General features: G+C 63.5%; 22 protein-coding genes and 1 pseudogene. 9 read left to right on the top strand and 14 right to left on the bottom strand.

Going from position 1 to position 23,811, the window contains the following annotated elements:
* Window positions 1–89: 89 nt before the first annotated feature.
* The 5 genes from AB0I57_RS09785 to AB0I57_RS09765 all read left to right on the top strand — a co-directional run bounded on the left by AB0I57_RS09785 (window position 90) and on the right by AB0I57_RS09765 (window position 6,360).
* The gene (locus AB0I57_RS09785; protein ID WP_358333573.1) at window positions 90–893 is read left to right on the top strand and encodes an SDR family oxidoreductase; all 804 of its coding nucleotides are present in this window, start codon (window positions 90–92) and stop codon (window positions 891–893) included.
* A 55-nt stretch (window positions 894–948) separates the two neighbouring features.
* The gene (locus AB0I57_RS09780) at window positions 949–2,067 is read left to right on the top strand and encodes a DUF5938 domain-containing protein (RefSeq protein WP_358333570.1); all 1,119 of its coding nucleotides are present in this window, start codon (window positions 949–951) and stop codon (window positions 2,065–2,067) included.
* A gap of 161 nt (window positions 2,068–2,228) precedes the next feature.
* On the top strand, window positions 2,229–3,692 hold the full coding sequence (locus AB0I57_RS09775; RefSeq protein WP_358333568.1) for an AMP-binding protein: 1,464 nt from the start codon (window positions 2,229–2,231) through the stop codon (window positions 3,690–3,692).
* Between the two features lie 347 nt (window positions 3,693–4,039).
* Complete coding sequence (locus AB0I57_RS09770) at window positions 4,040–5,197, top strand: insoluble domain protein (protein ID WP_358333565.1); 1,158 nt, start codon at window positions 4,040–4,042, stop codon at window positions 5,195–5,197.
* Between the two features lie 158 nt (window positions 5,198–5,355).
* Window positions 5,356–6,360, top strand: a complete 1,005-nt coding sequence (locus tag AB0I57_RS09765) for a PHP domain-containing protein (RefSeq protein ID WP_358334856.1) — start codon at window positions 5,356–5,358, stop codon at window positions 6,358–6,360.
* Between the two features lie 6 nt (window positions 6,361–6,366).
* On the opposite strand, the gene glpK is transcribed toward AB0I57_RS09765, so the two are convergent.
* The 6 genes from glpK to AB0I57_RS09735 all read right to left on the bottom strand — a co-directional run bounded on the left by glpK (window position 6,367) and on the right by AB0I57_RS09735 (window position 12,345).
* Complete coding sequence (glpK, locus tag AB0I57_RS09760; RefSeq protein WP_358333563.1) at window positions 6,367–7,884, bottom strand: glycerol kinase GlpK; 1,518 nt, start codon at window positions 7,882–7,884, stop codon at window positions 6,367–6,369.
* Window positions 7,885–7,938: 54 nt separating this feature from the next.
* Window positions 7,939–8,769 (bottom strand): MIP family channel protein, encoded by an 831-nt coding sequence (locus AB0I57_RS09755; RefSeq protein ID WP_358333560.1) that lies wholly within the window; start codon window positions 8,767–8,769, stop codon window positions 7,939–7,941.
* A 193-nt stretch (window positions 8,770–8,962) separates the two neighbouring features.
* Window positions 8,963–10,177 (bottom strand): AI-2E family transporter, encoded by a 1,215-nt coding sequence (locus AB0I57_RS09750; RefSeq protein WP_358333557.1) that lies wholly within the window; start codon window positions 10,175–10,177, stop codon window positions 8,963–8,965.
* Between the two features lie 119 nt (window positions 10,178–10,296).
* Complete coding sequence (locus AB0I57_RS09745) at window positions 10,297–10,974, bottom strand: haloacid dehalogenase type II (RefSeq protein ID WP_358333554.1); 678 nt, start codon at window positions 10,972–10,974, stop codon at window positions 10,297–10,299.
* On the bottom strand, window positions 10,971–11,522 hold the full coding sequence (locus AB0I57_RS09740; protein WP_358333551.1) for a carboxymuconolactone decarboxylase family protein: 552 nt from the start codon (window positions 11,520–11,522) through the stop codon (window positions 10,971–10,973). Before AB0I57_RS09740 ends, AB0I57_RS09745 begins: the two co-directional genes overlap by 4 nt.
* Before the next feature lie 145 nt (window positions 11,523–11,667).
* Complete coding sequence (locus AB0I57_RS09735) at window positions 11,668–12,345, bottom strand: methyltransferase domain-containing protein (protein ID WP_358333548.1); 678 nt, start codon at window positions 12,343–12,345, stop codon at window positions 11,668–11,670.
* Window positions 12,346–12,427: 82 nt separating this feature from the next.
* Here AB0I57_RS09735 and AB0I57_RS09730 point away from each other — a divergent pair, with 82 nt between their 5' ends.
* The 4 genes from AB0I57_RS09730 (at window position 12,428) to AB0I57_RS09715 (ending at window position 15,124) form a co-directional block, all read left to right on the top strand.
* Entirely contained in the window at window positions 12,428–12,988 is a 561-nt protein-coding gene (locus AB0I57_RS09730) for a sigma-70 family RNA polymerase sigma factor (protein ID WP_358333545.1), read from the top strand.
* A complete protein-coding gene (locus AB0I57_RS09725) occupies window positions 12,985–13,263 on the top strand; it encodes a zf-HC2 domain-containing protein (RefSeq protein ID WP_358333542.1) in 279 nt (92 codons plus the stop codon). The genes AB0I57_RS09730 and AB0I57_RS09725 overlap by 4 nt, the downstream gene beginning before the upstream one ends.
* Window positions 13,260–14,735 carry an FAD-dependent oxidoreductase gene (locus AB0I57_RS09720; RefSeq protein WP_358333539.1) on the top strand — a complete coding sequence of 492 codons (1,476 nt, stop codon included), beginning with the start codon at window positions 13,260–13,262 and terminating at the stop codon, window positions 14,733–14,735. Before AB0I57_RS09725 ends, AB0I57_RS09720 begins: the two co-directional genes overlap by 4 nt.
* 95 nt (window positions 14,736–14,830) lie before the next feature.
* Window positions 14,831–15,124, top strand: coding sequence for a DUF427 domain-containing protein (locus AB0I57_RS09715; RefSeq protein WP_358333536.1), 294 nt, complete (start codon window positions 14,831–14,833; stop codon window positions 15,122–15,124).
* Window positions 15,125–15,153: 29 nt separating this feature from the next.
* Here the strand turns inward: AB0I57_RS09715 and AB0I57_RS09710 are convergent, their stop codons facing one another.
* The 8 genes and pseudogenes from AB0I57_RS09710 to AB0I57_RS09675 form a co-directional block, all read right to left on the bottom strand.
* Window positions 15,154–16,221 carry a YncE family protein gene (locus tag AB0I57_RS09710; protein ID WP_358333533.1) on the bottom strand — a complete coding sequence of 356 codons (1,068 nt, stop codon included), beginning with the start codon at window positions 16,219–16,221 and terminating at the stop codon, window positions 15,154–15,156.
* A 92-nt stretch (window positions 16,222–16,313) separates the two neighbouring features.
* Window positions 16,314–17,345 carry a YncE family protein gene (locus tag AB0I57_RS09705; RefSeq protein WP_358333530.1) on the bottom strand — a complete coding sequence of 344 codons (1,032 nt, stop codon included), beginning with the start codon at window positions 17,343–17,345 and terminating at the stop codon, window positions 16,314–16,316.
* Between the two features lie 302 nt (window positions 17,346–17,647).
* On the bottom strand, window positions 17,648–18,748 hold the full coding sequence (locus tag AB0I57_RS09700; RefSeq protein ID WP_358333527.1) for a beta-propeller fold lactonase family protein: 1,101 nt from the start codon (window positions 18,746–18,748) through the stop codon (window positions 17,648–17,650).
* Window positions 18,749–18,996: 248 nt separating this feature from the next.
* On the bottom strand, window positions 18,997–19,134 hold the full coding sequence (locus tag AB0I57_RS09695; RefSeq protein WP_358333524.1) for a hypothetical protein: 138 nt from the start codon (window positions 19,132–19,134) through the stop codon (window positions 18,997–18,999).
* 383 nt (window positions 19,135–19,517) lie between these two features.
* A complete protein-coding gene (locus AB0I57_RS09690) occupies window positions 19,518–20,612 on the bottom strand; it encodes a YncE family protein (protein WP_358333521.1) in 1,095 nt (364 codons plus the stop codon).
* Window positions 20,613–20,862: 250 nt separating this feature from the next.
* Window positions 20,863–21,969, bottom strand: coding sequence for a beta-propeller fold lactonase family protein (locus tag AB0I57_RS09685; RefSeq protein ID WP_358333518.1), 1,107 nt, complete (start codon window positions 21,967–21,969; stop codon window positions 20,863–20,865).
* A 279-nt stretch (window positions 21,970–22,248) separates the two neighbouring features.
* A complete protein-coding gene (locus AB0I57_RS09680; RefSeq protein ID WP_358333516.1) occupies window positions 22,249–23,349 on the bottom strand; it encodes a YncE family protein in 1,101 nt (366 codons plus the stop codon).
* A 252-nt stretch (window positions 23,350–23,601) separates the two neighbouring features.
* A pseudogene (locus AB0I57_RS09675) lies at window positions 23,602–23,811 on the bottom strand (hypothetical protein); the annotation flags it as partial.

Raw genomic sequence — 23,811 nt, 5'->3', positions numbered from 1 at the left:
GACAGTCGGTTAGATCTGCGTAGAGTGACCCACGTCGCAATCGTGACGTAGCAGCCGTGACATCACACCAATCCTTAGGGAGCACCGAAGTGAGTCGATTCGATCTATCAGGTAAGAGAGCTCTCGTCACGGGAGGTGCGCAGGGACTGGGCGAGGGTTTCGCCTTCGCGCTGGCCGAGGCGGGGGCCGATGTTGTCATCAGTGACGTTCAGGACGATCTCGGTAAGCAGACGGCCGCGCGGCTCGCGGAGGTGGGCCGGCGTAGCGGATTCGTACACCACGACGTGACTGTCGAAGATGACTGGACCAACGCAGTCGCAACCACGATCGACCTACTGGGCGGCTTCGATGTCCTCGTCAACAACGCGGGCATCGAAATTACCGGTCTGCTGGCATCCTTCAACCCCGACGACTGGCGGCGCATGTTCGACATCAACGTCGTCGGCACAGGGCTGGGCATCAAACATGCTTTTGCCGCAATGTCGCCTGGCGGATCGGCGGGCGCGGGCGGTGTCGTGATCAACGTGTCCTCGGTGGCCGCGACCATCGCCTACCCCGCGCTCGCCGGCTACTCGGCGTCCAAATCCGCAGTCGATCGACTTACCCGCGTCGCGGCTAGAGAGTCCGGCCAGCTCGGCTATGGCGTACGTGTGAACTGCCTGTACCCCGGCCTGGTGGCGACGGAGATGGGCACCCGGCTCGCAGGCGACATGGTCACCATCGGCTTGGGGGACTCCGTCGAACAAGTCGTGGGGGGCGTTGTGGAGCAGACGCCGTCCGGACGCCTCGGTGAGGTCGCCGATATGGCCGGCGCGGTGGTGTATCTCGCCTCGGATGCCGCTCAGTTCGTCAACGGCGCGGGAATTCCCGTCGACGGCGGCATGGGCATGTAGCGAGGCCTCAATCTCTTCGTACCGCGTCTTTGCTTCTCACTCGAAAAGGACTGCCATGACAACGAAACCCGTAATTGTGTACGGGGCTTCCGGGTACACCGGCCGCCTCGTATGCGAGTACCTGCGCGAGTACAACATCCCCTTCGTCGCAGCAGGCCGTGATGCCAACCGCATCAAGGAAGCGCTTCTCCAGGTGCCCGGCGTCGACAGCGTCGACCATGAAATCGTCGAGGTCGAACACACGCTGGAGGCGCTGACCGAACTGTTCACAGGAGCTCAGGTCGTCTGCAACATGGTGGGCCCGTTCATCAAGTTCGGACCAACCGTGGTCGAAGCATGCCTTGCCGCTGGATGCCATTACACCGATACCACCGGCGAGCAGAACTGGGTCATGCACTCCCAGGAGAAATGGGCACAGCAGTACGAGGAGAAGGGCCTACTGCTGTCGCCCGGCATCGCACACATGTACACGACGAGCGAAATTGCTGCGAACATCTGCCTCGAGACTCCCGGGCTGGACTCGCTGGACATCGTGACGATGTTCAACGGATTTCCTACCTACGCTTCGACGCAGACGATCTTTCACACCTTGAACTCCGACTGGTACCACCTGTCGCAGAACCAGTACGTGGAATGGGAGCGAAACGCGCGTTTCCAGGTCAGCTTGCCCGGCCAGCACGACACTGTCATCGCACTGCCCTGGGGTGGGATGTCACATCCGGTGTGGTTCAAGGACGATCCGCGAGTCGCGAACTGCCGAGCGATCGGCGGGGTGACCGACCAGTCGGTGATGGAGGGAGCCATTGCGACACGCACCATGATCGACGAGAAGATCAAATCGCTGCCCCCCGAAGAGCAGGACGCAGCATTGTCGGAGATCGCGGCATCGGTGCAAGCGGGGATGCCTCCGCGGGAGAATCCACGGATCAACAAATCCATTGACTCGGTTCATGCTTCGGGACCGCTCGGACGGGCACACGTCGTGATCCACGGCAACTGCAACTACAAGCAGACGGGCCTGCTGCAGGCGTACACCGCCTACTCCCTGATGCAGCAACCACCGCGACGAGTAGGGTTCGCTTCCGCATGCCAAGCGTTCGGCCATCGTGAACTGCTCGGCGTCCTGCGCAGTTTCGGTCTCGTTCTCGAGCCTGTCGTCACCGTGCATACCTGACCCGCCGGCGATTCTTCCCGCGGGCGCGGCCGGGATCATGCCGTCGAGCCCGCGGGTCATCCAGGACGAACTCCACGCACGGACGTGGAAAATGCTTGTTTCCAACATGTTTAGTAGAACAGTGCTCCACCGGGAGCTTGACTGAATCGAGGTTCGTCACCATGAGCTGGCCAGCATTGCCGGACGATCGCGCAGACACCAATCCTGATGGTGTGTGCATCGGCGACGAGAGGGTGAGCCTGTCCAACGGCGACTTCGCCGATCGCGTCCGAGCTGCGGCCGCCCAACTGAGCGAACTCGGGGTGCGACCAGGTTCCGTGGTGGCGGTCCAGTTGGTGAACAGGGTGGAGCTGGTAGTGATCTTGTTCGCCGCATGGCGACTCGGAGCGGCCGTTACTCCCGTCAACCCCAATCTGACGGACTTCGAGACCGCTCATCAGCTGCGCGATGCCGGAGCCGCGGTGCTGGTGAGCGACGACCGGCCCGCTCCCGAGTTCGATGGCAAATACCTCGGTATCGGTGACCTGGCAACTGCCTTCCACGCCGGTACCGCTGCCGACTCCGTACACAACCCGGAGCCGAACGAGCTGGCTCTGCTGATCTACACCAGTGGCACCACCGGTTCACCCAAGGGAGTGATGCTCACCCATGCCAATCTCACCGCAATGTGTGAAAGCGTGGTTACGGCGCTCGACGTCACCGCCGAGGATCATTGCCTGCTGGTCTTGCCGCTGTTCCATGCCAATGCGATCATTCTGAGCACGCTCACCCCGCTGTCGGTCGGCGCCAGCACCACGATCGCAGTCAAGTTCTCCATCGACACATTCTTCGATCTGGTCGAAAAGCACCGTCCGACATATTTTTCCGGAGTTCCTACGGTTTATGCGATGCTCGACGCGTTGGACAAGGAAGTCTCGCCGGATACGTCTTCCATCCGCTTGGCCATCGGTGGTGCCGCACCGATGCCGGCAGAGTTGATCGACCGCATCGAGACTCGATACGGATTTCCGCTCATCGAGGGCTACGGTCTGTCCGAGGGCACGTGCGCCTCGACCCTCAACCCACCGCAAGGTCCGCGCAAACCCGGCACCGTCGGGACTCCACTCCCGGGCCAGCAGGTGCGGATCGTCGGCAAAGACGGGGCTGTACTACCGCAGGGCGAGACCGGCGAAGTCGTCATCAGCGGGCCCAACGTGATGGCCGGATACTTCGGGAAGCCGGAAGAAACTGCGAAGACCCTGGTCGACGGGTGGCTGCACACCGGAGACGTCGGATACTTCGACGGCGACGGCTATCTGGTTCTGGTCGACCGCATCAAGGACATGATCATTCGTGGTGGGGAGAACCTCTACCCGAAGGAGATCGAGACGGCGCTCTACCGCCATGAGGACGTCCTGGAAGCTGCGGTGATCGGGAAGCCAGATCCGGTCTACGGTGAAGTCCCGGTCGCCTATGTCGCCCTGCGATCGGGATCGGCGCTCACTACCGACGACCTGTTCGATGTGTGCCGAAAGTCGTTGTCGAAGTTCAAACTTCCGGTGGACATCATCACACGCGAAACCCTGCCGAAGAATGCCGTTGGCAAGCTCGACAAGCCAACCCTGCGGGCCGAGAATCGATCGTGAGCTGAAGAGCCGGTCGCCCTTGCGATCGGCGGAACTGAAGGCGGCTGCCGGGCGAACCTATGGTTCGTCCGGTTTTTGCTGTGGTAGGTAGCACAGGGTTCGTGCCCCTCGCACGTGACGTGGGTACGCGGACTATTACAATGACGGCTTCACAAGCGCAGTGACCCTCTGGAGGTCACTGCGAAGTAGTGGGGTGGGGGGATTTCGTGATGCTCGCGGCTGTGTCGCCGAGGGGGCGATCATGCGCCCGTTGCCATGTGCTTGTACTTCCGTCGCCGCACCGACGGACTCGACGTTCTCACAGAACGGCCTGATCACATAGTTGTCCACCGAAGGGATATAGATATATGGGCAAGCACCGCCAGCAGACCAAGATCGCAAGAACGGCGGGAACCACCGCGGTCAGCACGGCAGTCATCGTTGCTGTGGGCGGGGGTATCGCGAACGCTGAGCCGAGCCAGGCCGGCATTGCGTCCACTCCGTCACAGCCCGGTATCGAGCTCGCTCCGATGCAGCCGGGTCTCGAGCCGGCTGAGCAGTCAAAGACCTGGATTCCGGTTCCGGTCGAATACCAGCAGGAAGCGAAGCCGCTCGAAGGTTGGGACTACGAGTCGAACGAGTACGTCGCTCCCGTCGACACCGAGGACACCTACGTTGCTCCGGTCGACTACTCGCAGCTTCACCTGCCGGTCCAGCTCGAGAAGTTCACCGCACCGATTCAGGCTCCGGAAGACAAGGTCCGCATCGGCCGGTACATCGCCGATCGCCCGAACTGGATGACCGCAGACACCGCTGAACGCACCAACAATCAGACAGCCGTGATCGAGGCGCAGGTCACCGACTTCTGGCGTTCTACCGGCCTCGAGACCGACGAGGCGGAGCGTCTCGCGGCCGCGCAGGTCGGTGGCGCCGTAGTCGGAGGAGTGACCGGGGCAGTGGGTGCGGCAGTGGTCCCGACCGTCGCCGGAGCCCTGATCGGCGGCACGTTCGGCGGCACGGGTGCTGTCGCCTTGGGCCTAGCCCAAGGGGCGTTTATTGGGGGCACCATTTTCGTGCCTGCCGGTACGGTCGGCACGTTGGCGGGCGGAGCCATCGGCGCCGCCGTCGCGGGTATCCCGGCAGCGGTCGTCGGGGGTATCGGCGGCGTCCAGGCCGGTCTCGAAGCTGCAAACGCTTACGGTGCCGGTGATCTGGGTGAGCCGATGGAGACCGTGATCCCGGACATCGACCAGGCCGCCATCACAGCCCAGACCGAGGCTGAGCTCGCTGCGTGGGAGGCTGCCAACCCGGTCGGCGCCGCTGCCGCGACCGCAGTCCGTGACATGGTTGCCTCCGTCCCGGTCGTCGACCAGCAGATCCGCGATGCGGTGGGGTCGCTGCCCGGTGGTGAAGGAGTTATCGAGGCCTTCGATCAGGCCGTCGCCGACTTCAACGAGGACATGGCCGTCCCGGCCCTGCCGATTGGCATGATCGCTGACGCGGTCAACGAGGGTATCGAGGCGTAGGTCACTGGCGACCTAGCTCCAGAACACGGGCTTCCAGAACACCGGGCAGGATTGGCTGCCCGGTGTTCTGGCGTTTTGAAGGCGAAATTCTGGGGGGCGAAACTGTGCGGTGATGTCCGAGGGAGCGCAACACTGGAGTGATGGACGCCGACAGCCCCATGGACCCAGTGCAGGCCCTACGCGAGACGGCGTTCTGGCTCGAGCGCGCGCGGGCAGAGACTCATCGGGTAAAGGCGTATCGGCGGGCGGCGAATGTGGTCGCCGGGTTGTCCGCCGAGCAGAGGGACTTTCGCCGCCGCACCGACAGTTGGCACGACCTGCCGGGAATCGGACCGAAAACGGCAGCAGTGATTCACGAGTCGTTCGAAGGTGTGCCTACATATCTCACTCAGTTGCGTGATACCGCAGCGCCCATAGGCGGAGGTGCGCTTCGAGAAGCGCTCAAGGGCGATTTGCACACCCATTCCGACTGGTCCGACGGCGGCAGTCCTATCGAAGAAATGATGCGCAGCGCGGCCACCATCGGTCACGAATACTGCGCTCTCACAGACCATTCCCCACGCCTCACGGTTGCCAACGGGTTGTCCGCGCAACGTCTGCGGGCCCAGCTCGACGTAATCGCCCGCCTGAACGAAGAACTGGCGCCGCTGCGCATCCTCACCGGAATCGAGGTCGACATCCTCCATGATGGCTCCCTCGATCAAGACCCCGATCTTCTGGGTGAACTCGATATCGTTGTCGCGAGCGTGCATTCGAAGCTGCGGTCCGAACGCGGGGCCATGACTCGACGGATGGTAGCCGCTGTGCAGAACCCCTTGGTCGATGTGCTGGGTCACTGCACCGGTCGCCTCGTCGAGGGCACACGCGGTACCCGGCCGGAGTCGAGGTTCGACGCCGAGAAGGTGTTCACGGCCTGCCGCGACCACGGCACCGCCGTCGAAATCAACAGCCGCCCCGAACGCCGGGATCCGCCGAGTCGCCTCATCGATCTGGCCGTGGACCTAGGGTGCCTGTTCGCGATCGACACCGACGCGCATGCGCCCGGACAGCTCGCGTGGCAGGGCTACGCGTGCGACCGGGCGATGCGGTGCGGTGTCGAGGCCGAGCGGGTCGTCAACACCTGGTCCGTCGACGATCTACTGGAATGGGCGGGGTCGTGTTGACTCGGCTCACTTGACTTCCACCCAGTCGAGCGTCCGCTGTACGGCCTTCTTCCATCCTGCGTATCCACTTTCGCGTTCGCTCTCGTTCCACTGCGGGTGCCAGCGTCTGCTCTCGTTCCAGTTCTCTCGGAGTTCGTCGAGGGACTGCCAGAACCCGACGGCCAACCCTGCCGCGTATGCGGCTCCCAAGGCCGTGGTTTCTGCAATGACGGGTCGGCTGACGGGAACTCCGAGCACATCGGCCTGAATCTGCATGCACAGATTGTTCGCGGTAACCCCACCGTCCACCTTGAGCACTTCGAGCGGGACGCCCGAATCCTTGTGCATGGCGTCGACGACGTCGCGGCTCTGGTAGCAGATCGCTTCGAGGGTAGCCCTGGCGATATGGGCGTTGTTGTTGAAGCGGGACAGCCCCACGATGGCGCCGCGTGCGTCGGAGCGCCAGTACGGTGCGAACAGGCCGGAGAAGGCAGGCACGAAGTACACCCCGCCGTTGTCCTCGACCTCCGCGGCCAGCGATTCACTCTGCGAGGCGCCCTGGATGATGCCCAACTGATCGCGCAGCCACTGGACCGCCGAACCGGTAACTGCGATTGACCCCTCGAGCGCGTAGACCGGAGCTTGGTCACCGAACTTGTAGCAGACAGTCGTGAGCAGTCCGTTGTCCGACCGGACGAGCTTCTCGCCGGTGTTGAGCAACAGGAAGTTTCCGGTTCCGTAGGTGTTCTTGGCCTCCCCCGCTGTCAGGCACACCTGCCCGATCATCGCGGCCTGTTGATCGCCGACATCCCCGGACAGTGGAACCGCACCACCGACCGGACCGTGAGCAATGGTGTGGCCGTATAGATTCGGGGCAGACGACGGCTGTATGTCGGGAAGCATCTGCTTGGGAATTCCGAAGAAGGAGAGCAATTCGTCGTCCCAGTCCAGGGTTTCGAGGTTCATGAGCATCGTACGGCTGGCATTGGTGACGTCGGTGATGTGGACGCCGCCGTTGACGCCGCCGGTCAGATTCCACAACAGCCACGTGTCGATGGTGCCGAAGATCGCCTCGCCGTTGTCGGCCGCAGCGCGGACACCGTCGACATTGTCGAGGATCCACTGAATCTTGCCGCCGGAGAAGTAGGTTGCAGGCGGCAACCCGGCTTTACGTCGAATGATCTGGCCTGCCTCTCCCTCGTCGAGCGCCGAGGCGATCCGGTCTGTGCGGGTGTCCTGCCAGACGATCGCGTTGTAGTAAGGTCGCCCGGTTTTTCGGTTCCACACCACTGCCGTCTCACGTTGGTTCGTGATTCCCAACGCCGCCAGATCGGCCGGGCCGATTCCGAACCGGTTCATGGCTGTTTGCAGCACTGCCGACGTGCGCTCCCAGATCTCTACCGGATTGTGTTCGACCCACCCAGGACGCGGCAGTATTTGCTCGTGTTCGAGTTGGTGGCGGGCGATCTCGTTTCCGCCGTGGTCGAAGACCATGAAGCGAGTGCTGGTCGTGCCCTGGTCGATGGCACCGACGAAATCAGGCATTGAGATTGGCCTTTCGGTTGCTGTGGATATGTGGATCGATCGGGAGTGCGTGGTTCAAGCCTTGATCTGATCTCCGTGCGGGGTCATCGCATCGAGGTCGGGATGTGGCGGTGGCGGCAGGAACCGTGCGATGAGCTGCATGTAGATCGCAGCGCCGATGAGGCCGCCGATGAGCGGTGCCACTATTGGAACCCAGAAGTATGGATAGCCCGATGGATCGGTGAATGCGGTGGCGTATCCCGTCAGGTAGGACGCGAGCCGGGGTCCGAAGTCGCGTGCAGGGTTGATCGCATAGCCGGCGTTGGCGCCCCATGCCATGCCGATCGCCATGACGATCAGCCCGATCATGAACGGTGCGAGGTTGGCCGCCGGTGAGGTGTTGCGCTTGTCGACGATCGCGAAGACCAGCAGCACCAGGATGGCCGTGCCGATGATCTGATCCGTGAACGCTCCCATGACGCTCACCGGGAGCGTGCCGTTTCCGGGCATGGTCGAGAAGACGCCCTGCGTCGCGCTCGTGTGACCGGGGTCGGCCGCAGCAAGCAGATCGGCGTACCCCACCCGGACCACCAGGGCTCCGACGAATGCTCCGAAAGTCTGCGCCACGACATATGGAGCCACCTTGCGCCACGGGAAGTCTCCGAAGGTCGCGAAGGCCACGGTCACCGCGGGGTTGATGTGGGCGCCGCTGGTTCGGGAGGCGATGTAGATCGCGAGCGTGACGCCCAATCCCCATGCCCAGGCAATGGTGTTGTAGTTTCCTACGCTCTCGCCACCGGCGACGACTTGAGCAACCGCTCCGCAACCGATCATGATCAGAACCATGGTGGCGAGAAACTCCGCTGCCAGCTCTCCGACTAGTCCGAACTCCTTCAGCTTCTGCACGGCAAAACTCCTTGTTACGGCTGCTCGACGGCTCCTCGCTGCACCCGGGTGGCGGGAACCGGCCGGACAACAGGCCGGAGTGACTTGCATCACGAATAGTTTCGACGTTATGTGCGTAGCTCTCGGTCCGCAACAGTCGCGGAGCCGGCCCTGATTCCTCGAACTCGCGAAGTGGGAAACAGGTGGTGCACGGTCACCTCTCCGGATCGGTGCCTTTCCCGGTGTTCGGTGCATCGTCACCGCCGGCGGACGGCGCGTTGCCTCTTCCGGTATTCGCCTTGTCATCGGCACTGGCATCCGGTGGCTGAGCGAGGGTGTCGGCTGCGAGTTCGTAACGCCGCCCGTAGGTTTCGACGAGGGCCTGGATCACAGCCACCACCGGAACCGAGACGAGGGCGCCGATTGCGCCGAACAGTGACGCACCCACGATCACGGAACCGAATGCAACAGCCGGATGGATCGACACCGTCTTGGAGGTGATTCGCGGATGCAGTATGTAGTTCTCGATCTGCTGGTAGACAGTCCCGAACACCACGACCCAAACGCCGTCCATCGGTTGGGCTGCCGCCGCGATGATCGCGGGTAGGGCGATCGCGAGGTAGGTGCCCAGGGTGGGGACGAATTGCGACACGATCCCCGTCCACAACGCGAGGGGAAGCCAATAGGGCACGTCGATGATCACGAGGAAGATGCCGGTGGCGACGCTGCTCACCGCCGCGAGCACCAGACGCGACACCACATAGCCGCCGGCCTTCTCGACCGAGATCCCCCAGACCACCGCGATGATCTCTTGTTGGCGGGCCGGGAACCAACTCGAGATCGTGCGACGAAACGCCGGACCCTGCGCGGACATGTAGAACACGAACAACAGCATCGCCAATGCCTGGAACACCACTCCGACGATTGACGACACCACCCCCAGGATCCCGGGTGTGAACTCTTGCGCGAGGTCGCGAATGGTTTCCGGCGTGAGGTTCAGAAGGTCCGAACCCGTCGCGAAGTCGGTGCCTAAGACCCTGTTGGACCATTCGGCAACGGATGAGAGCGCTCCGGGCAGAGCAGTGAGAAGTTCAGCGAGTTGCTCGGCCAGCAACGCTCCGAACAGTGCCACGAACCCCACAACACCGACGAACATTGCCAACAGCACCAGTCCGGTCGCTGCGCCGCGCCGCAAGCCGCGGGCCTCGATCCAGTCGACGATCGGCTCGATGGTGACGCTGAACAGCCATGCAAGAAACAGCAACCCGAGGAACCCGCGCAGGTTGTAGAACAGCCAGCCGGACATCTGGTAGGCGGCGACTGCGAGCAGGACGTAGAGGATGGCCTGCTTCAACCACCGCGTTGCGTTGGCCTGGCCGGAGGCTTCGGCAGGAGTTGTCTGATCCAGTCGGCTGCTGCCCTCGCTCATCGCACACTCCGCGGTCGACTGCTGGTATAGCCGGAATCTACTCGCCGGGAAGGTGCGCGAGCCGCATTTCCGGAGGACTGGCGTCAGCGTTTCCGGTTCGACTTCGATCAGTCGATAGATCAGGAAGGTAGACGAGCCAGGGCGTGAATGACTCCCGGCAAGGAGTCCGAAGTGACATCCGCGCTGGTGAATACCGGCGTGGGAAACGTTTCGAGGCGTGGGCACCATCCGGTGGTCAGGCCGGCTCGGTGAGCTCCGTGGATATCCCACGAGTGCACAGCGACAAGTGCCACACGCTCCGCGGGGACCCCGGCGCGTTCGACTGCCAACTTGTACGGCGCGGGCGCGGGTTTCCACACCTTGACGGCGTCGACGGAAAGTACCTCTTCGACCTTCGGTGCAAGTCCTGAGCGGTCGAAGAATGCGCGTGTCGATTTTTCGGACCCGTTGGAGAGAGCGAAGATGCGAAAGCCCGCCTCTTGCGCGGCTTCGATGGTTGCCGCCGCCTCCGGTTGGGCGGTGAGTTGTCCGAATCCGGTGACTGCGAAGTCGATCTGCGACTTGGAGAGTTCGCTGTGTGCCTCGGCATGGAGCGCGGACGCGGCAACTTCGAGAAAGCTTCGGTAGTCGCCGGAAGAGGTCATCGCCATGGCGTCACGCAGTAGACGGGTAAACCACCGCTCCAGCAGCGAGTTCGGCTGCCCGAGATGATTCAGCCGGGCTCGCACGGCGTCGAGTGATGCGAGCGTCTCGACGACGTCGAAGACGACGACTTCAGGCCGAACCCGGGTCGTCACGACGCTTTCAGTGCCGGAGCAGGGGGTACGTCGAGTTCGGTTTCCACGTAGTGGTTGAAGTAGTTGGTGAACATGTTCACGGCGAGGTGCGCGAATGCTTCCGCGAGTTCGTCTTCGCTCCAGCCTGCGGTGAGCGCGGCGTTCCAGGTGCGGTCGTCCACTTCGCCGACCTTCTGGGCGGCCTCACGGACCACCTTCAGCATCGCCCCGAGTTTGTCGTCGAAGTCGTCGTCGCCGCGTCTGATCGCGATGGTCTGTTCCTCGGTGAGTCCGGCGCGGGTGCCGGCCATGGTGTGGGCGGATTGACAGTATTCGCAGCAATCTACCGCGCCCACCGCGAGCGCGATGGCCTCGCGGGTACGCGCGTCGAAACTCCCGTGCTGAGCGATCGCGTCGATGATCCCGCAGTACGCGGCTATCACGACAGGTGAATGCGCCATCTCACCGTGAATGTTGAGGACTCTGCCGTATTTCTTCGCCAAGACCTGAAGTCGTTCGCTGCTGCCTTCAGGTGCACTGTCGGTCGTGTGAACAGGAATGCGTGGCATGAGTTCGTCCTAACGACGTACGGGTAGTACATGTTGGAAACCTGGTGAGTCCGTGAGCTATTCCCTTCGCAAACAAAAAAGTTTCAGGTGATGGCCGAAACCGTGACGAAAGGGACGAAACGGGGTGAGGACGAGGGAAGCGGCGTCAGTGTCTCGGGGAATCGCCGGTCGAGCCGTCGGTTGAGCACCTGGACGTACCGGCAACCGAGCCCACTCGAACCTGGATGTGCCCGCCGCGGGCGGACGTTGCACGAACATCGGTGAGCGAGGAATCGATCAAGGTCCAAGGGTGTGCGTTGATGTCCGATCCCCCCAGCAGGCATGCCAACTGGGCGAGCGGAGTCCACACGGCTGCGGACCCGACCGGTTTCTGCATGTCGACGACGGCCACGCGACCGCCAGGGCGGGTCACGTCGATCATCGTGGCGAGTGCTCGCGGCCAATTCGGTATCAGCGACAACACGTAGGTACTGAGGGAGACGTCGAACGTGCCGCCCCCGCCGAGATCCGCCGGGTTCAATTCGGCGGCGTCGGCTTCGACTAGGTGAACGTTGTTCCATCCGGCCGATCGGGTCCGTTTTCGTGCTTGGTCGAGCATGTGGGAGCTCGCGTCGACTGCGGTGATCGACCCGGTCGGACCGATCCGTCGCTGGATATAGGAGAAGGTCAAGCCGGTGCCGCAGCCTAGGTCGAGGACTTTTTCGCCTGGTTTCAGCATGAGGAGATCGATAGCCGCGACACGTCCGGCCCGATACACCGGCCATTCGGCAGAGATGAGGTCATAGAAGCGGGCCGAGGAGCGGTAGCGGGCCGTTCGTCTCAAGGGCAATCCGTTCGTCGGTGTTCCGCAGCATCTCTTTTCTCGAAGAGGGAACACGGCGGGGAAGTCGGGGGGTTTCCCCAGTGTGCATCCACCCGAGCCAGACGACCACGACGAGCGCGCCCGCGGCTTTCGGCAGCATGTCGAACCCGAGATCGAAGTGCTGTTGCGGGTAGCGCGGACGCTGACCGGTCCGGCGGATGCGGAGGATCTCGTCCAGGAGACATTGGTGCGGGCCTGGCGGAGCGTGGACCGTTTCGACGGGCGCCATCCCCGGGCGTGGTTGTTGACGATCCTGAGGAACACGAACATGAACATGCATCGACGCCGGCGTCCGGATGCTATCGAGGACGCCACTGTCTACCCTGACGCCCGGCCGGCGTTCGGGGTCGAGCAACCCACGACCGAGGACCGGGTCATGGCGGCGATCTTGCCTGCCGATCTGGAACGTGCCGTCCAGGCTCTGGACTCGAAGTTCCGCACGGTGCTGCTTCTCGTCGACGTCGATCAACTCACCTACAGCGAAGCCGCCGACGTTCTCGGCGTTCCGGTGGGGACGGTGATGTCGCGGCTCAACCGAGCACGTGGACGCGTGCGTAAACAATTGCGGCCGGGCTTCGCGGCGGCCATGAGGGAGAAGCGATGATCAGGGCTGTTCGCACGATGCTGACGTGCCATTGGTCGGCGCGCCGGATCCAGCGCTATCTGGACTCCGACCCGGCAGCGTTGCTCGACGAGAACGAGATTCGTCGGCTGGAGGCACATCTGGCCGAATGCGACAAGTGCAGTGCTGCAGCAGCCGAGTACCGCCAGATCAACACCGCCCTCTCTCGGTGGGCGGCCCGGCGGATGCCCGAGGCAGATAGTGTCACTCACATGCGCCAGGTGATCGACCGCCTCGTCCGTGGTGACCTGCAGTGACCCGAGCGGAATTCGCCGCTTCCCCACCGCCGAGTCGGCACTCGATTCCCGGATCGGCGGATCTTGTTGTGATCGGGGGCGGGTCTGCCGGTCTTGTCGCAGCGAAGACGGCGGCAGGCTTCGGGGCGAAAGTGGTGTTGGTCGAACGCGGCCGCACTGGTGGAGACTGCTTGTGGACTGGATGCGTCCCGTCGAAATCGCTGCTCGCCGCGGCGTCGGTGGCCGCAGCGATGCGTCGCGGACACGAGTTCGGAATCGACGCCTCGGACGTGACCGTCGACTTCGCTCGGGTGATGGAGCATGTCAAGGACGCGATCGCGACCATTGCGCCGGTCGATTCACCTGACACACTCCGCCGTGCGAACGTGAACGTCGTCAGCGCGGCGGCCCGCTTCACCGGTCCCCGCTCCCTGTCCCTCGGAGCGAACACCATCACGTTCGGGCAGGCAGTGATCGCGACAGGGGCTGCTCCGGCATTGCCGAATCTGCCGGGGCTCGACCAGATCGACTACCTCACCAGCGAGACGATTTGGGGACTGACCGAACTCCCGCCGCGGCTGACGGTACTCGGCGGTGGAAGCGTCGGATGTGAACTCGCCCAAGCCTTCGCGCGACTTGGTTCCGCAGTCACGGTAGTCGAAGCCGCGGATTCGCTTCTTCCGGCGGAAGACCGGGAAGCCGCCACGTTCGTCGCCGAGAGCCTGGTGGATGACGGGGTCACCGTGCTGACCGGCGTGACGGCGGAGTCCGTCACCGGCCAGGCACTCGTGCTCGCTGACGGTACTCGCGTCGAGTTCGACAGCCTGCTCATCGCCGTCGGGCGCAAGCCGAGGACAGCGTCGATCGGACTGGACGCGGCCTGCGTCGCCGTCGATCGCCGCGGTTTCGTCACCGTCGACGATCACCTTCGCACCACCAACCCGAGGATATGGGCGGCAGGCGATCTCACCGGTCACCCCCAGTTCACTCATACGGCAGGTATGCACGGCAGTATTGCCGCTACCAACGCGATCCTGGGGTTGCGGCGCACCGTCGACCGCACCGGCACCCCACGCGTAACCTTCACCGACCCCGAGATCGCCGTCGCCGGAATCGATGTCGAGGCCGCCCGCCGCATCCCCGGCCTGGAGGTGCACACTCTCGGCCACGAGCACGTCGACCGGGCGATCGTGGAGCGTGAGACGCGCGGGTTCACCCGTCTGGTAGTCGATGGCAGGCACCGCATCGTCGGAGCCACCGTCGTCGGCCCTCGGGCAGGTGAGACGATCGGGGAGATGGTGCTCGCGATCAGGCAGGGTCTGCGGACACGCGATCTGGCGGGAGCCACCCACCCTTACCCGACCTACAACGACGCGCCGTGGAACGCCTCCATAGTCGACGTTCGGTCTCAGTTGGCCCGGCCCGTCGTGTCGGGGGCCATCAAAGTCCTCGCTCGCATCCGCAGAACTTGGCAGCGCATTCGGGCAAATTGACGCCCGCGACCACCGCTTTCGAAAGGAACCCTCGGAACGAGAAGTTGTCGTAGGGGTGACCGGGTTCCCATAATGGATGACGAAACGAGGACGCCATGAACACTGCTACCGCCTTCGTGGGCGACACCCAGATAGCGACCACGGACGATGCTGTGATCGTCGAGGGGAACGTGTACTTTCCCGAGAGCGACGTCGTGGATGGTGTGCTGGTAGCGAACCGATCCAAGAGCCTCTGCTTCTGGAAGGGCATCGCCAGTTACTACGACGTCGCGGCGGGAGGGATAACTCTCCGGAGCGCAGCCTTTACCTATCGCCACCCGTCACCACTGGCCCGCCGAATCAAGGGACGGATAGCGTTCTGGAACGGCGTGGACGTCCGCTCCAGCTGAATTTGTCAGCTGACCACGCCGCCTGCGACCTAGCCGCTGCCGGTCAGCGGACCAAAGTTGAAACACAGCGAGCCGAGGCACTGGTCGATGGCAATCACCGACACCGTACGGTCGACGAAGTTGGTGACGTAGGCGCGCTTTCCGTTCGGGGTGATCGACACCCCGAAAGGGGCGCCGTCGACGGTAACGGTCTCGACTACGGTGTTCGTGCCGGTGTCGATCACCGATACCGTATCGTCGTCGAAGTTGGTGACGTAGGCGCGTTTCCCGTTCGGGGTGATCGCCACCCCTTGCGGGCCGTCCCCAACCGCGATGGGCATGCCGACGACCATGTTGGTGCCTGTATCGATCACCGACACTGTGTTGTCATCGGCGTTGGTGACGTAAACGAGGGACCCGTTCGGGGTGATCGCCACCCTTTGCGGGAGTTCGCCGACGGTGACGGTTGTGATTTCAGTGTTGGTGGTGGTGTCGATCACCGACACCGAATTGTCCGACGCATTAGGGACATAGGCCCGGGTTCCGTCCGGGGTGATCGCCACCCCGGACGGGCCGGTCCCGACGGTGATGGTCTTGATTTCGGTATTCGCGCCAGTGTCGATCACCGTCACCGTGTTGTCGAGAAAGTTGGTGACGTAGAGGCGGGTTCCGTCCGGCGTGATCGCCACTTCCTCGGCGACGTTCTCTACCGTGATGGTCGTGATTTCGGTGTTGGTGGTGGTGTCGATCACCGACACCGAGTTGTCGAGGAGGTTGGTGACGTAGGCGCGGGTTCCGTTGGGAGCGATCGCCACCCCAATCGGGAAGTGGCCGACGGTGATGGTCGTGATTTCGGTGTTGGTGGCGGTGTCGATCACGGACACCGAGTCGTCGTCCCCGATGACGGCGTAGGCGCGTGTTCCGTCGGGGGTTATCGCCACCCCCTGCGCGAATCTCCCGACAGGGATCGTTTCGAAGACGGTATCCGCGGCCGAGGTCGGCGCCCATGCCCCGGCGATACCCAGCAACATCGCGACAACTGCGGTCAACCGGAGAATGAGACGGTGGGTGCGCCCTACGACCGTGGGATATACGCGAAAACTCTTGTGGTGATACACATTTTCTCCTGTCGTACGCGGAACAGAACGGATCAACCGGGCTGGAAACCGCACACTCGCGACTACACCCGTGACCAGGCCAAGGGGCGATGTCAGCTGAACACGCCGCCTGCGCCTGAGCCGCTGCCGGTCAGCGAACCGAAGTCGATGCACAGCGATCCGAGGCATTGGTCGATGGCGATCACTGACACGGTGTTGTCACCAAAGTTGGTGACGTAGGCGCGGGTGCCGTCCGGGGTGATCGCCACCACGTTCGGTCCTTGCCCGACAGGGATGGTTTCGATCACGGTGTCGGTGGCGGTGTCGATCACAGACACCGAATGGTCCTCGCTGTTGGTGACGTATGCGCGGGTTCCGTTCGGGGTGACCGCGACCCCAAGCGGGCCGTCTCCGACGGGTATGGGTGTGCCCACGACGGTATCGGTGGTGGTGTCGATCACCGACACCGTATTGTCACCAAAGTTGGTGACATAGGCGCGGTTTCCGTTCGGGGTGACCGCCAGCCCGGACGGGTTGTTTCCGACGGGTATGGGTACGCCCACGATCGTGTCGGTGCCGGTGTCGATCACTGATACCGAACTACCGCCGGCGTTGGCGACGTAGGCGCGGTTTCCGTTCGGATTGACTGCCACTGCCAACGGTCCGAGCCCGACCGGGATGGGTACGCCCACGATTGTGTTGTTGCCGGTGTCGATCACCGACACACTGTTGGCATTGTTGTTGGTGACGTAGGCGCGGGTTCCGTTCGGAGTGATCGCCACTGCGCGTGGGCTGTCTCCGACGGTGACAGTGTCGATCACCGCGTTGGTGCCGGTGTTGATCACCGCCACCGAATCGTCGTCAATCTCGGTAACGTAGGCGCGGGTTCCGTCGGGGGTGATTGCCACCGCGCGGGGGGTTTGTCCGACGGGGATGGGTGCGCCCACGACCGTGTTGGTGCCGGTGTCGATCACCGATACCGATTCGTCGGAAAACTCAACGACGTAGGCGCGGGTTCCGTCCGGGGTGATCGCCACCCCCAGCGGAGTGATACCGACATTGATGGTGTCGATGACCGTGTCCGCTGCCGCGGTCGCCGGACTCATCCCGGCCATGCCAAATACCGTCAGGGTGATGACGGTCATTCCGAGTACTAGGCGTCGGGCTCGACCTCGGGCCGCGCGATGAGAGCGAAACCTGCTGTGGTGATTCACATTTTCTCCTGGCGTATGAGGAACAAAACGGATCAACCGTGCCGTGGCAGCGCCAGCGGACGGATATGAACACCGGCAGCCCATCGGATATTAACCGCCGAGTAGCTGCCTTGATCCCCAACACGCCGGAGCTTTCACGGGCACAACGCTGCACGAGGCCGGATCGAGCCCCAGCCCGACGCCCGATTTCGACTCTCGTGCACGTCGGCGTAACCGCCTTCGCAGGGTCGACGTCAGCTGAACACGCTGCCGGCGCCCGAGCCGCTGCCGGTGAGCGAGCCGAAGTCGAAGCACAGCGATCCCGGGCATTGGTCGATGGCGATCACCGACACGGTGCCTTCACCCCTGTTGGTGACATAGGCGCGTCTCCCGTCCGGTGTGATCGCCACCCCCTCCGGGCTGAGCCCAACCGGGATGGTCTCGATCACCATGTTGGTGGCGGTGTCAATCACGGATACCGAATTGCTGGCGCCACCGCTGTTGGTGACGTAGACGCGGGTTCCGTCCGGGGTTACCGCCACTCCTTCCGGGAGGGTCCCGACCGTGATGGTGTCGACCACCGAGTCGGTTCCGGTGTCGATGACCGACACCGAATTGCCGTTACGGTTGGTGACGTAGACACGGCTTCCGTCGGGGGTGACCGCCACCAAGAAGGGGTTGATTCCGACCGGGATGGGTGCGCCCACGACGGTGTTTGTGGCGGTGTTGACCACGGACACCGTGTCGTCATCGGCATTGGCGACGTAGGCGCGGGTTCCGTTGGGGGTGATCGCCACGCCGAACGGGCCGTTCTCCACCGTGACGGTGTCGACCACCATGTTGGTGTTGGTGTCGATCACCGACACCAAATTGGTGCCAACGCGGGTGACGTAGACGAAGGATCCGTTGGGGGTGATCGCCACCCCGACGGGGCTGTTTGCCACGGGGATGGGTGCGCCGACGACGGTGTCGTTGGTGGTGTCGATCACCGACACCGAATTGCCGAGGAGGTTGGCGACGTAGGCGCGGGTTCCGTTGGGGGTGATCGCCACGCCGAACGGACCGCCCCCGACCCCGATGGTGTCGATCTCCGTGTTGGTGGCGGTGTCGATCACCGAGACCGAGACGCCGGCGGTGTTGGTGACGTAGGCTCGGGACCCGTCTGGGGTGATCGCCACCCCGAACGGGCTGGGCCCGACCGGGATGGTGGCGATGACTGTGTCGGCGGCCGCGGTTGCCGCTCCCGCTCCGGCGATGCCGAGTACTATCGCGAATGTGGCCACTACTGCGCTCAACAGGCGCCGCGCACGTACGGGCGCCGTGGGTCGTGTGTCAAAACTGCTGTGGTGATTCACATTTTCTCCTGCCGTGCGAGGAACAAAACGGATCAACCGGGCCGAGGTAGAGTCGGCGCGCGGGTACGGATACAAGCAGCCCATCGGATGTTAACTGTCAGATAGCTATCTCAATCCAGGACACGCCGAAACTTTCGCGGTTGTAGCGCCACACGAGCCTGGATCGAGCGTCAGGACCAAGCCCAACGCCCTATTTCGTCATGCAATACCCGCCGATGAATCGAACGACGGACTTTGCTGTGCAGGTGTTAGCTGAACGCCCGGCCGGTGAGCGAGCCGAAGTTGATGCACAGCGACCCGAGGCATTGGTCGATGGCGATCACCGAGACCGTGTCATCACCGGAGTTAGCGACGTAGGCGAAGGCCCCGTCCGGGGTGATCGCCACACCTCCCGGGCCGTCCCCGACCGGGATGGTGTCCGATGACGGTGTCCGCGGCGGCGGTCGCTGTCCAGGCGCCGGCGATGCCTAGCTCCATCGTGAACGTGGCCAGCATCCCGAGCAACAGGCGCCGGGCACGGGCCCGTCCCGCGCGGTACGAGCGAAAACTACTGTGATGATTCACATTTTCTCCTGGCGTGCGGGGAACCAAACGGATCAACCGTGCCGTGGCAGAGCCGACGGTCCGAGGCGATCACCGGCAACCCAACGGATGTTAACCGTCCGTAGCTACCTCGACCACAACACGCTGAAACTCTGACGATCACCCTGCTTACGAGGCACGCACATGGACGAACCGCATGGTGTCACTGGTCTTCGCTGGGTCGCCGTCAGCTGAACACGCTGCCTGCACCCGAGCCGCTGCCGGTGAGCGATCCGAAGTCGACGCAAAGAGATCCAAGGCATCGGTCGATGGCGATTACCGACACATTGTCGTCACCAAAGTTGGTGACATAGGAGCGGTTTCCGTTTGGGGTGATCGCTACCCCTATCGGGCCGTGCCCGACCGTGATGGTTTCGACGACTGTGTTGGTGCCGGTGTCGATCACCGACACCGTGCCGGCACCGGTGTTGGCGACGTAGGCGCGGTTTCCGTTGGGGGTGATCGCCACCGCTTCCGGGGAGTCCTCGACCGGGATGGGTGCGCCGACGACGGTGTTGGTGATCGTGTTGATCACCGACACCGTGTCGTCATTGGAGTTGGCGACGTAGGCGCGGGTTCCGAAGGGGGTGATCGCCACCGCTCTCGGATTGTTCCCAACCGCTATGGGTGCGCCCACGACGGTGTTGGTGGCGGTGTTGATCACCGACACCGAATTATCAAGGACGCTGGTGACGTAGGCGCGGTTTCCGAACGGGGTGATCGCAACCGCTATCGGGCCGTTCCCGATGGGGATGGTTTCGACGACGGTGTTGGTGCCGGTGTCGATCACCGACACCGTGTTGTCATTGGTGTTGGTGACGTAGGCGAATGCCCCGTTGGGGGTGATCGCCACCGCATTCGGATTGTTCCCGACCGCTATGGGTGCGCCGACGACGGTGTTGGTGCTCGTGTCGATCACCAATACCGTGTTGGCGGCAATGACGTAGGCCCGGGTTCCGTTGGGGGTGATCGCCACTGCTTTCGGGCCGTTCCCGACCGGGATGGGTGCGCCGACGACGGTGTTGGTGGCGGTGTCGATCACCGACACTGATTCGCTTACTATCTCGACGACGTAGGCACGGGTTCCGTCCGGGGTGATCGCCACCCCCCTCGGTTCGAACCCGACCGGGATGGTATCGATGACTGTATCCGCCGCCGCTGTCGCCGCCCCACCTCCGGCCATGCCGACCACCATCAGGGCGGTGGCCGTCATCCCCAGCAACAGGCGGCGGGCGCGGCCCTTGACCGTGGAGTACTTGCGGAAACTGCTGTGGTGATTCACATTTTCTCCTGCTGTACGAGGAACAAAGCGGATCAACCGTGCGGTGGCAGAGTTGGCAGGACGGATACGAATACCCGCAGCCCATCGGATGTTAACCGTCGGATAGCTGTCTCGATCCCCAACACGCCGGAACTTTCGCGGGCTTAGCGCCACACGAGTCTGGATCGAGCGTCAGGACCACGTCCAACGCCCGATTTCGCTGCGCATATATGTCGACGAACCGGCGTCACTGGTCTTCGCATGGCTTGCGTCAGTTGAATACGCTGTCCGCACCCGAGCTACTGCCGGTGAGCGAACCGAAGTCGATGCACAGCGATCCGAGGCATCGGTCGATGGCGATCACCGACACCGTGTTGGTACCGCTGTTGGTGACGTAGGCGCGGGTGCCGTTGGGGCTGATCGCCACCTCGGTCGGGGTGTCGCCGACGGGGATGGGTGCGTCGACGACGGAGTTGGTGGCGGTGTCGATCACCGATACCGTGCCGTCGCCGCTGTTGGTGACGTAGGCGCGGTTTCCGTTCGGCGACACTGCCACTCCGGTCGGAGTGTTCCCGACGGGGATGGGTACGGCGACGACCGTGTTGGTGGCGGTGTCGATGACCGATACCGTGCCGTCACCCTGGTTGGTGACGTAGGCGCGGTTTCCGTTCGGGGTGATCGCCAGCTTGCGCGGGTCGGTCCCGACGGGGATGGGTTCGCCGACGACGGTGTTGGTGGCGGTGTCGATCACGGTCACAGTGTTGGCAGCGCTGTTGGTGACGTAGGCGAAAGCCCCGTCGGGGGTGATCGCCACCCCGGTCGGGAAGAACCCAACGAGGATGGGTTTGCCGACGACGGTGTTGGTGGCGGTGTCGATCACGGTCACAGTGTTGGCACCGCTGTTGGTGACGTAGACGAAGGCCTCGTCGGGGGTGATCGCCACCCCGGTCGGGAAGAACCTGACGGAGATGGGTTTGCCGACGACGGTGTTGGTGCCGGTGTCGATGACTGACACCGTGCCGTCATTGGCGTTGATGACGTAGGCGCGGTTTCCGTTGGGAGTGACCGCCACTGCGGTCGGAAGGCTTCCGACGGGGATGGGTGCTCCGACGACCATCTTGGCGCCGGTGTCGATGACCGATACCGTGTCGGCACCCAGGTTGGTGACGTAGGCGAAGGCCCCGGCCGGGGTGATCGCCACCGCCTGTGGGGCGTCCCCGATGGTGATGGTATCGATTACAGTGTCCGCTGCCGCGGTCGCCGCCCCAGGGACAACGATGCCGAGCACCATCGCGAACGTGGCCAGCATCCCGAACAACAGGCGTCTTACGCGACCCCGGACCGTGGAATGAGCGCCAAATCTACTGTGGGGACTCACATTTTCTCCTGCTGTACAAGGAACAACACGGATCAACCGTGCCGTGGCAGCGTCAACGGTCGGGATGGAAGCGCCGGCAGCCTATCGGATGTTAACCGCCGGATACCCATCTCGATCCCCAACACGCCCGAACTTCGACGGCCACAACGCCATACGTGGCCGGATCTTCCAGTACCGCACTCACCGCCCGATTTCGTGCTTGCACACGCCGACGACCGAATGACGCCGCCACCGGAATGGTCGCCGGTGGCGGCGTCACTGGTATTGGCAGGGCCGGCGTCAGCTGAACACGCTGCCGGCGCCCGACCCGCTGCCTGTGAGCGATCCGAAGTCGATGCACAGCGATCCGACGCATTGGTCGATCTCGATCACTGACACCGTGCCGTCGCCGTTGGTGACGTAGGCGTGGGTGCCATCCGGGGTGATCGCAACCCGATGCGGGGCGCCCCCGACCGTGACGGTCTCGATCACCGTGTTGGTGGCGGTGTCGATCACCGACACCGTGCCGTCGCCGTTGGTGACGTAGGCACGGGTGCCGTTCGGGGTGACCGCCACCCCGATCGGGGCGCCCCCGACCGTGACGGTCTCGATCACCGTGTTGGTGGCGGTGTCGATCACCGACACCGTGCCGTCGAATTGGTTGGCGACGTAGGCGAAGTCCCCGTCCGGGGTGACCGCCACCCCGTTCGACCCGCTATCGACCCCGACGAAGATGTTGTCGATGACGGTGTTGGTGGCGGTGTCGATCACCGATACCCCGCTGAACAAAACGTGATTGACGACGTAGGCGCGGGTTCCGTCGGGGGTGATCGCCACCCCGATCGGGCCGAGTACGACCGGGATGGGCAGGCCGAGGACGGTGTTGGTGCCGGTGTCGATCACCGACACCGTGTTGTCATCAAAGTTGGTGACGTAGGCGCGGGTGCCGTCGGGGGTGATCGCCACCCCCCACGGGTCGATTCCGACCGGGATGGGCAGGCCGAGGACGGTGTTGGTGCCGGTGTCGATCACCGACACCGTGTCGTCACCAAAGTTGGTGACGTAGGCGCGGGTGCCGTCAGGAGTGATCGCCACCCCTAGCGGGTCGATTCCGACCGGGATGGGCAGGCCGATGACGGTGTTGGTGCCGGTGTCGATCACCGATACCGTGTTCGGGCCAAAGTTGACGACGTAGGCGCGGGTTCCGTCCGGGGTGATCGCCACCCCGTTCGGGTTGCCCCCGACCGGGATGGTGGCGATGACGGTGTCCGCTGCCGCGGTCGCTGCCCCTGCTCCGGCGATGCCGAATATCATCGCGAACGTGGCCAGCATCCCGAGCACCAGGCGTCGGACGCGACCCCGGATCGTGGAATGAGCGCCAAATCTACTGTCGTGATTCACATTTTCTCCTGCTGCGCGAGGAACAAAACGGATCGACAATGTTGGGGGGAACCGTCGCCCGGATACGGACGCCGGCAGCCCATTGGAGATTAACCAACGGATAGCTAAATCGGTTCGAGGCGCGCCGGAACTGTCACGGTCACTCTGGTGCACGAGCATGTAGACGTCTTCGGACGGGGGCGAATGTACCTTTGGCTTCAACCGAGGCGTCGAACGGTACATTCGCCTGGCGACGAGGCGGCAGGCTGGGTGTCAGCTGAACACGCTGGCGGCGTTCCAGACGGGGTCGGTCAGCGCGCCGAAGTCGATGCACAGCGATCCGATGCATTGGTCGATGGCGATCACCGACACAGTGTCGGCACTGAAGTTGGTGACGTAGGCGCGTTTCCCGTTCGGCGTGATCGTTACTGCGCGTGGGTCGTTCCCGACTGTCATGGTGTTGATCACCGTGTTGGTTTGCGT

It is taken from the genome of Rhodococcus sp. NPDC049939 (genome assembly GCF_040656415.1).
GTDB lineage: Bacteria > Actinomycetota > Actinomycetes > Mycobacteriales > Mycobacteriaceae > Rhodococcus_F.
The sequence above is the reverse complement of the archived record's forward strand: the minus strand, read 5'-3'. Positions and strand labels throughout refer to the sequence as shown.